This window comes from Methylobacterium sp. E-025 (genome assembly GCF_022829705.1).
Lineage (GTDB): Bacteria > Pseudomonadota > Alphaproteobacteria > Rhizobiales > Beijerinckiaceae > Methylobacterium.
Genome location: NZ_JAKSYR010000065.1, coordinates 1 through 858, shown reverse-complemented (window position 1 = coordinate 858; position 858 = coordinate 1). Strand labels below are relative to the sequence as shown.

1 protein-coding gene is annotated in these 858 nt (G+C 69.9%); it reads left to right on the top strand.

The window, feature by feature from the left end; all coding sequences use genetic code 11:
- Positions 1-762, top strand: a 762-nt coding sequence (locus MKK64_RS06780; RefSeq protein ID WP_243932841.1) for an outer membrane protein, incomplete at its 5' end; no start/stop codon positions are given.
- Positions 763-858: the final 96 nt, after the last annotated feature.

Sequence of the window (858 nt, the reverse complement as noted above, 5' to 3'; positions counted from 1 at the left end):
TACTTCGGTATCAACGCCGGCTACGGCTTCGATGCCAGCGATCGCCGCGGCGCCACCGTCGTCGGCGTCTCGCCCGGCAACGCGATCTTCGCCGGCCCGGCCGGCGGCAACACCGGCGGCGTGCTTGCCTTCGGCGGCAGCCGCGGCAACGACGGCTTCACCGGCGGTGGCCAGGTCGGCTACAACTACCAGTTCACCCCGGGCTCGGGCGTCGTGATCGGCATCGAGGCCGACGCGCAGTACGTCGACTTCGGCCAGAACCGCAACCGCTTCTCGTCGGCCACCGTCGCTGGCGGCGGCATCCTGCCCGGCAACCTGATCTACAACCCGTCGGGCCTCTCCAGCCTCGACTACTTCGGCACCGTGCGCGGTCGCCTCGGCTACGCCTTCGACCGCACCCTCGTGTACGGCACCGGCGGCTTCGCCTACGGCAGCGGCGGCGGCCGTGACTTCGGTTCGGGCGTGTCCCGCAACGACTTCCAGACCGGCTGGGCCGCCGGCGCCGGCGTCGAGTACGCCCTGCCGACCGACTCGTTCCTGAACTTCTTCCGCTCCTCGGCCGTGACGCTGAAGGTCGAAGGCCTGTACGTGAACCTCGACCAGGGCGGCCGCAACAACGGCGCCTTCGCCTCCAACTCGACCGGCACCGTGACCCTGACCTCGCCGGGCGTGACCGTCGTGCAGAGCGGCCTGAACCGCAACAACAGCACCGAGTTCGCTGTCGTGCGCGCCGGCCTGAACTACAAGTTCGGCTCGTACTAGGACCTGCCGGATCCGCCGCGGCTCGCCCAGAGCCGCGGTTCGACCCGACCCGAGAAGCCCGGCCGAAAGGCCGGGCTTTTTTCGTCGTCGGATCGC